Raw genomic sequence first — 8,085 nt, 5'->3', positions numbered from 1 at the left:
GACAATCGAATCGCTTAACAGCTCTTCGTGTTTCCTTTATCTCAGTCGAAGGGCGAAAGAAGATACGGAGCAAAACGGGTGCTTACGCTTTTCTTATTTTGCAGAAAGTTCATCTTCTGTTACCCATTTATGGTTCTTTACTTCATCTCCACCAGTAGTTGGCTTGTAATCAACCATATAAACAGTAGTCTCTTTAGCTGTATCAATAACTGCCTTTGCATCTTCCATGCCTTTCATATGTTCGGCATCTAAAGTGACTTCTGTTCCAGGTTCAACTTTATTATTTCCTGCATTTTCAATTTCTTCTTGAATGACCCATTTGTGATTTTTAACAGGTTCGCCACCTGTCTTTGGAGTGTAAGTGATAGAGTAAACCGTTGTGTCATATGCTCCAACAACTATTCCTTCAGCTCCGTTCATGCCTTCCATATGATCTGTATTGATTACGACCTTGCTTCCAACTTTATATTTTGGATTCTCGGCTTGTTTCAATTCATCAGGAATATCACCAGATTCATCGTGGTTCATATCCTCGTGATTGTTATTATTATCAGTATTTTCAGTGGGATTCACATGCTCCTTGGCGTTATTTTTATCGTCGTTGTTATCTCCGCATGCTACCAACATAAATACTGAAAGGATGGAAACTAAGCCAATTTTAATAATTGAACTTTTCATTTTATAACCTCCAAGTAAATAAGTATTGTTGATTACGCTTTTCCCTCATTTACATATTTGAAACATTTATTATGTACTGATTCTAAAAGTATGTATGAATCCATGAATTTAAAACATGTATAAATGTATATTTTTACTGAAAATGAAAAAAATAACTTCAATAAATGAAGGGGGTTTAGAAGAATGCATAAAGTCATATTGTCTATTTTGATTGCCGCTCTATTTAGTTTGAGTTTTACGCATATGTCTTCAGCAGAAGAAAAGCAGAATGTTGAGAAGAAAGTACAGTTAACAAGTGAACAACAAGCTGAAGTAAAAGCCATTCAGAAAAATATTCTGGAGCAAAAGAAGAAATTAATTAGCAAATATGTAGAATACGGGCAATTGTCTAAAGAGGATGGCGACAAGTTAATTAGCCGTTTTGATCATAAGTTTAAGAAGATGGAAGAAATGGGATTTCAAGTGCCGAATCATCATCACTTTAATAAGAGAAATACGCACAGATGAGGTTAATAAAAGAAGTCAGTGGCTAAGTACTGACTTCTTTCTTATTATTCGAATAATTTACTCATTTCCTTATTTATCCTACAATAATTAAAGTCACTTTGGCTCAGAATAAGATAAATGAGGTTAAATTATATGGACTTACGAGATATTTTACAATTAGATTTTGCTTATTTAGAAACGTTTACGAACCGTAAAGACACAGCTTGGGGAACACTATTTTGTAACGAGGAACAACCAAACTATTATGATGCAAACCATGCACATATACATGAATGCTGTAATAATCCAGAATTAGTAATGAATGAAGTGGTTAGTTATTATAAGTCGAAAGGAATTATTCCAAGATTTTATATGTATAATATAGATCAACAGCAAGAGCTCATTTCGTATTTAATAGAGAATCATTTTGATTTTGAAGAGTTAGTTGCACCTGTCCAATTATGGAATGATGAAATTTCTAATATAGAAAAGAATAAGCTAGTAACCATTGAAGTAGTGACAAAACAAAACTATGATGAAGCTCTTAAAATTGAATGTAGTATTAAAGAGTTTGGTAGTAAAGATGTTAGAGAGAAAGCATTTGCTCAAGAGTTTCATCATTCCCAATTTACTCATTATCTACTTCGATACAATGGCATAGCTTGTGCGACTGCTTGTATTTTCATACATGAAAATCAAGCACGGATGGAAAGTGTCGCCACTTTAGAAGAATTTCGCGGAAGAGGCTTAATTGGAGAGCTTATTCAACATATTCAAAGAGAAGTCGTACATAAAGATTTGCACAAGCTTTGGGTGTTTCCAATTAACGAAAAAATCGAAAAAGTATATCGAAAATATGGATTTAACACAGTTGCAAAATTGCAGACGGGTCACGCATTTTTAGGAGGAAGAAGTATTAAGGAAATACAAGAATCTTAGTGAACTAAGGAATTTATTTATTCAGAGTTAGCTAGACTAATAATAATTGGCGGAGGGTGAAAGAAATCCTCCACCAATTAATGCTATTTGAGTCTAAAATTTATAACTGAAGCCGTGAAAATACTATGACACTTATGGTAAATGGATAGTTGTGGCTAGTAGCTGTAGTTTTGCTTCATTTCTAATGACATATCCACGACCTTCTTTTTCAATATAGCCTTCTTTTAAGAATTGTGCGAATACATGGAGTAAGTGACGGTATGAGACGCCTAAATATTCACATACCTCTTTGTGTTTTTCTTTGTAAAAATGATCATCAGCTGAAAGCAAGATAAATCCTGCAAGTCGATTTTCAAGAGGATAAGCGAGACTTTGTGTATATTTCGCTGATACAACCGTTATCTTGTTACTGAGAAATGTGCATAAGTATTTGAGAAATGTAGCATCGTTTAATAATTCATCTTTACAAGTGTGAAAAGGGATCGCAAAGCAGACTGCTCTTGTCGCTGTTTGAATACCTTTTGAATAATACGTTTCGTGTAATAACTCCATTTCACCAATAAATGTTCCTGGTTGGATAAAATTTATGAGTGAGACTTTGCCATTTCCATGTGTGAAATAGATTTTTGCTTTTCCTTCGACAAGATAATACAAATATTTTGGACATGAACCTTCTCGGATAATAAATTCTCCTCGTTCAAATTGGTGCACTTGAATGTGCTCGGTAATTGGAAATGAAAAGAACGACTGAATTGGATTTTTCTCGATATATGTACTGCGGCTAGGCTCAGGTATTATATTCATTTTTGCCTCCAATAAATGAAAAATATGAGATATCTCATATTATTGTAGAAAAAACCGTGCTATGATGCAATGAGTACGGAGGGATTAACATGAATAATCAGCGATGGATGTCGCAAAACTTTTTTACATTTTTTATGACGTGGGGAGTCTTTTTACCTTACTGGACAGGGTGGCTCATTGATGCAAAAGGCTTGAGTGTAGCGGAAGCGAGTTTAATAATGAGCTTCGGTCTTGTTGCTCGTGGCGCTTCAACGTTATTTGCATTTCCGCTAGCTTCTAGTCGTTGGAGTAATAAAATAGTCATCGTCATTTTGACAGTAGGGGCACTTCTCGCAGCACTTCTTTACATACCTGCAAACTCGTTTACATCGCTGTTTGTTGTTACACTGTTATTTAGTGTGTTTTATCCAGCACTTTTGCCAGCTCTCGATAGTACAGCAGGCATATTAGTGCAGCACGGAAATCTTCATTACGGCAGAAGTCGTTCATATGGTTCGATTGGTTTTATTATTTCAGTTCTTATTCTTAGTGTTATTACAGGCTACTTTGGAGATTCAGCGATTCTATGGGGAATGATTGCAGGTCTTGTTGCTATGCTGCTCATGCTAAGTTTAGTAGCGACACCACAAGTCTTATTGGTAAAGCCAGAGAAGAAGAAATCAGTCTTATCAATACGTAGCCTATGGAATGTAAAAGGATTTCCGCTAGTCCTTTTAATCGTTGTTTTGCTGCAAGGGGCTCATGCTTCTTATTATAATTACGGTTATATTTATTTGCAGGATTTAGGTGTATCTAAATATTTTATAGGGATGATTATAAATATAGGAGTAGTGTTTGAAATTATCTACTTTGCTAAAGCAGACAATGTATTCGCGAAGTGGAAGCCTGCTTCATTACTTGTATTATCTGCAGCAGGATCTACTTTGCGATGGCTACTTGTTGCTTTCTTTCCAAATATTTGGGTATTCGTCATCTCACAAAGCTTACATGCCTTATCATTCGGTGTTGCTCATTACGCATTTATTCTCTACATCACGCAAAAGTTGCCGAAAGCACAAATTCCGAATGCGCAAGGCATATACTCCGCATTAGCACTAAGCTGGAGTACGGCCATTTTAACATTGTTAGGTGGAGCATTATACGAAATTACACCGGGCTACGCATTTTTAGGAATGATTATTTGTACTATACCAGCACTTTTCCTATCTTTACGCCTTCGAGTGCGTTCTTAAAAAGTAGGAAATTGTATAAATGGGGAAATTAACGCATTAAATGGTTGCTCAAAAGCAGCCATTTTTTTGTTTTGAAATACTGAGTAGGTTAGTTGAGAAAATCAATGTTCGAATAAGGATAAGAAACTACCTTTGTGTTAAACTCATCTTTTGTAAATGATGAGAACTCTATAATCTCATTTCTGAATTCTTCAAGTGATTCATTTGTAATGTATATGTCTATGATTGCACTGCATGATATTCCTTTCCACTTCATTTTTATTTCAAAAAAATCAACATCTTCCCATATTTTTGTTATTTTTAGGCTTGGCTCTAGCATTAAAGTAAACTCCTTCTCTTATAGTACCTTTGTAGTACATATAAATATTTTAAATGATTCTATGAAAGACATATAATACCCAAACAGAAAGTTCATACACAAAGGAAAAGCTATGTGATACTGTAAAAATAAGGAGAAAATAGATGTGGCAAAAATGGAATGATGCCCAAACTATTAATTATAGAAAGAGAGAAGAGGTTATGAAAACAAGAAATAAGCTAGTTCGTATGTCGAAGGTACTTTCTATGTTTTTCAGTATCTTCCTTCAATTGTATTGGTATCGAATTCGAAAAAAACCAAAGGAAGATTGGGAACATCTTTGGGGTCGGATAGGGGAACGTTTCCGGAAAACATTATTTGAATTGGAAGGTTTGCTCATTAAAATCGGTCAGATTCTAAGTACTCGTGCTGATTTGCTACCGGAAGCATTTATTCGTCAAATTGAAGATCTTACTGATCAAGTTCCTCCTTCTGACTGGAATGAAATTCAAACCATACTTGAAAAGGAATGGGGAACATCTCTGCATCAACACTTTCTTTCTATAGAAAAAACAGCTATTGCATCGGCATCTATTGGAGAAGTATATAAAGGAGTAAGGCAAGATGGAACAGAAGTTGCGATTAAAGTAAAACGACCTTATATTGATAAGGTAGTCCAAACGGATTTCCGTATTTTAAGTATCGTCATATGGTTTGCGCATCATTTCGCTCCAATTCCTAAAGGATTCATCAATTTAAACGTCTTGTTTAAGGAACTTAAGCAAGTAATTCTTCAAGAGCTGGACTATGCAAAAGAACTTAATACTATTCTTGTATTTCAAGAGCGCTTTAAAGAGATGGAGATTGTTCAAATCCCTAATGTTCATGCTGAACTAAGTACATCAAATGTGCTGGTAATGGAGTGGATGGAAGGTGTACGACTGACCAATATGGAAGCTTTAGATCAAATGGACATGAATCGTGAGGAATTAGCACAAAGGCTTATTAAAGTGTTCCTCCCTCAATGGCTTGAGCCGGGGATGTTTCATGCTGATCCACATCCAGGAAATGTACTTCTATCTAAAGAAGGGAAAATAATCTTACTTGATTTTGGAATGATTGGGGAAATTACGAAAAAAGATGCGTCCTATTTTCAAGCATTAATTGAAAGCTTCCTTTCTAAAAATTACGAGAAAGCTGTAGATTGTTTATACCATTTAGGATTCTTGCTTCCTGAGGCTGATTCTAGCACGATTGAGCGATTGCTAGCAGAATTTCTTTCCATTCAACCTGCTCAATTAAAAGAAGTGGATTTAATGGCAATGAAATTAGAAATGAATGATTTAATAAAAGCCTTGCCAATTCAAGTCCCAACGAGATTTGTCTTTTTAGGTCGCTCGTTCATAACCATTGAAGGAATTATTCTTCATTTAACTCCAGAGGAAGAAATCCTGGACATTGGAAAACCTGTGTTTATGGAGTGGTTACAAAATCAAGGAAATAATAAGTGGCAATTTGTATGGCAATGGCTACAATCACAACCTGTTTTTAAGGTTTTTCATTCGATTACAGAATTTCTTGATACACCAAAAAAATTGGAGCAATTAAAGGAAATAGAACAAAGACGAAACTTTCAATTTACGATATATGAAAATAATAAAAAACGATTCTTTCAATTACTTTTACTAGGGCTAGTAGGAATTGCAGCAGCACTCTATACTTCACATACGCTTATTTGGTATCTATCCATTAGTTTAAGTGCGATCACGTCAATTGGATATATATCATGCAGCTATAGACAGAAGAAGTGGATGAAGTATATGCATGAAAAGCGGAGAGTATAAGATTTATTGTTTTATTATTCTGGTAGATTTTTAAAAAGAGTGAAAGGGGTATGTTGAAATGAAATTTGAGTTTTTAGGAACTGGGGGAGCAATGGCGATACCAAGACCATTATGTCAGTGCGAGATTTGCTCAGAAGCTAGAACGAAAGGTATTCCATTTAGTCGGATGGGACCAAGTTTATTCGTACATGGTGCTAATTTATTGATTGATACACCAGAAGATATTTATGCGCAAATTAATCGTTCAACCATTGAGCAAATAGACGGAATTATATACTCACATTGGCATCCTGATCACGTGATGGGGAGAAGAGTTATTGAATCATTAAGTGTCGATTGGTTTAACAATCCTCCTCAAAATAAGGAGATGAATGTTTATTTACCTGAACAAGTAGGAGAAGACTTCAATACTTTTCTTGGAAGTAGAGAGCATTTGGATTTTTTCAAACAACAAGGTTTTGCTAACATAAAGGAGTTAGTGGATGGAGAGAGTTTCGATTTGAATGGAATTAAAATTTCACCATTCCGATTAGCTGAAAATTATGTTTATGCTTTTTTATTAGAGCATCAAAACAAAAGAGTGTTAATCGCTGTTGATGAATTAAATAATTGGATACCTGATCATTCAATGGTTGGGCTCGATTTAGTAATCTTACCTGTTGGCATTTTTGAGTTTCATCCATTAACGGGAGAACGGTTATTATCTAGTGACCATCCTATTTTAAAAGAGGAAGCTACTTTTGAAGAGACATTAGAAGTAATTAAAGTACTAAAGGCTAAAAAAGTTTACTTAACTCATATCGAGGAACTTAATGGATTAAGCTTTAGTGATTTCAAAGAAGTAGAAAAAAAGTTAAAGGCATCGGGTTTAAATGTCGAATTTGCATTTGATACGCAAATAGTAAGTGTGTAGGATCTAGGTATCATTAATATGGAGGTTTTTATATGAATGAGAAGCTACATGAAGAGTTGATATCTACCTTTATTCATAAAAACTACGATATGGTGGTAACGGAATGTTTATACCTAAGAAGAAGTTTTAACGATCATTATTTTATTAAAACCGATTCGAACAAGTACATTTTTAGGGTGTATGTAAATAAAAAACACTATATTCAAAATGCTAACGATCTACTTTTCGAATTAGATTATCTCCTATATTTAAATGAGATGGCTATTCCTGTATCTATTCCTATTGTAAGTCGTTCCAATAAAACATTAGTTACATTGGAACGACTTACGGATATACGATATGTATCAATGTTTACTTTTGCGAAAGGAACTCCTTTACAATATGGATTATCTTGCACACAAGCTTATCTGTTAGGTGAAACTATTGCTAGAATGCATGAAGTATCAAAGGGTTTTACCTCCTGTTACTCACGCTATACACTAGATGTCCATCATCTTATTGTGGAACCACTTCAGGAAATTGAATACTATACGAGCTTATATCAACTAGGAAGCGTATCTTTCTTTCAAGAAAAAGCAGATAGTTGGATAGAAGAACTACTGGAGATGCCAATTAATCGATTAACATTTGGTCTAGTCCACGGAGACCTTAATCCATCTAATATACACTTTTGTAGAGAGCAAGGGTTTACTCTATTTGATTTTGATCATTGTGGATTTGGCTTCTACATACATGATTTAGCTGTAACCCTTTTGAGTTTCGCTCCGCAAACTTTTCTTAATATCGTGGAAGGATATCAGTCTATTAGACCTCTACTAAATGAGGAAAAAAGATTTATTAAAACGTATGCAGATATTCTCTTATTAAAAAAATATAAAGATATTTTAAATA

9 protein-coding genes are annotated in these 8,085 nt (G+C 34.5%); 6 read left to right on the top strand and 3 right to left on the bottom strand.

Annotation, left to right across the window (positions count from 1 at the left end; all coding sequences use genetic code 11):
• Nucleotides 1-93: 93 nt before the first annotated feature.
• On the bottom strand, nucleotides 94-678 hold the full coding sequence (locus V7014_RS13605) for a YdhK family protein (protein WP_335507990.1): 585 nt from the start codon (nucleotides 676-678) through the stop codon (nucleotides 94-96).
• Nucleotides 679-861: 183 nt separating this feature from the next.
• Between V7014_RS13605 and V7014_RS13600 the strand changes: the two genes are divergently transcribed.
• Entirely contained in the window at nucleotides 862-1,185 is a 324-nt protein-coding gene (locus tag V7014_RS13600; RefSeq protein WP_335507989.1) for a DUF2680 domain-containing protein, read from the top strand.
• Nucleotides 1,186-1,317: 132 nt separating this feature from the next.
• A complete protein-coding gene (locus V7014_RS13595; protein ID WP_335507988.1) occupies nucleotides 1,318-2,103 on the top strand; it encodes a GNAT family N-acetyltransferase in 786 nt (261 codons plus the stop codon).
• Between the two features lie 132 nt (nucleotides 2,104-2,235).
• Here V7014_RS13595 and yeiL read toward each other — a convergent pair whose 3' ends face one another.
• Complete coding sequence (yeiL, locus tag V7014_RS13590; RefSeq protein ID WP_335507987.1) at nucleotides 2,236-2,907, bottom strand: transcriptional regulator YeiL; 672 nt, start codon at nucleotides 2,905-2,907, stop codon at nucleotides 2,236-2,238.
• 89 nt (nucleotides 2,908-2,996) lie between these two features.
• Between yeiL and V7014_RS13585 the strand changes: the two genes are divergently transcribed.
• The gene (locus V7014_RS13585) at nucleotides 2,997-4,139 is read left to right on the top strand and encodes an MFS transporter (protein WP_335507986.1); all 1,143 of its coding nucleotides are present in this window, start codon (nucleotides 2,997-2,999) and stop codon (nucleotides 4,137-4,139) included.
• An 88-nt stretch (nucleotides 4,140-4,227) separates the two neighbouring features.
• Here the strand turns inward: V7014_RS13585 and V7014_RS13580 are convergent, their stop codons facing one another.
• Complete coding sequence (locus V7014_RS13580) at nucleotides 4,228-4,458, bottom strand: hypothetical protein (RefSeq protein ID WP_335507985.1); 231 nt, start codon at nucleotides 4,456-4,458, stop codon at nucleotides 4,228-4,230.
• Between the two features lie 143 nt (nucleotides 4,459-4,601).
• Here V7014_RS13580 and V7014_RS13575 point away from each other — a divergent pair, with 143 nt between their 5' ends.
• From V7014_RS13575 to V7014_RS13565, 3 genes are all read left to right on the top strand, one after another.
• Nucleotides 4,602-6,281, top strand: a complete 1,680-nt coding sequence (locus tag V7014_RS13575; protein WP_335507984.1) for an ABC1 kinase family protein — start codon at nucleotides 4,602-4,604, stop codon at nucleotides 6,279-6,281.
• 58 nt (nucleotides 6,282-6,339) lie between these two features.
• Entirely contained in the window at nucleotides 6,340-7,194 is an 855-nt protein-coding gene (locus V7014_RS13570; protein ID WP_335507983.1) for an MBL fold metallo-hydrolase, read from the top strand.
• A gap of 32 nt (nucleotides 7,195-7,226) precedes the next feature.
• Nucleotides 7,227-8,085, top strand: an 859-nt coding sequence (locus V7014_RS13565) for a phosphotransferase enzyme family protein (protein ID WP_335507982.1), incomplete at its 3' end; no start/stop codon positions are given.

Origin of the sequence: Bacillus sp. JJ722 (assembly GCF_036963345.1) — a bacterium.
GTDB lineage: Bacteria > Bacillota > Bacilli > Bacillales > DSM-1321 > Bacillus_AD.
The sequence above is the reverse complement of the archived record's forward strand: the minus strand, read 5'-3'. Positions and strand labels throughout refer to the sequence as shown.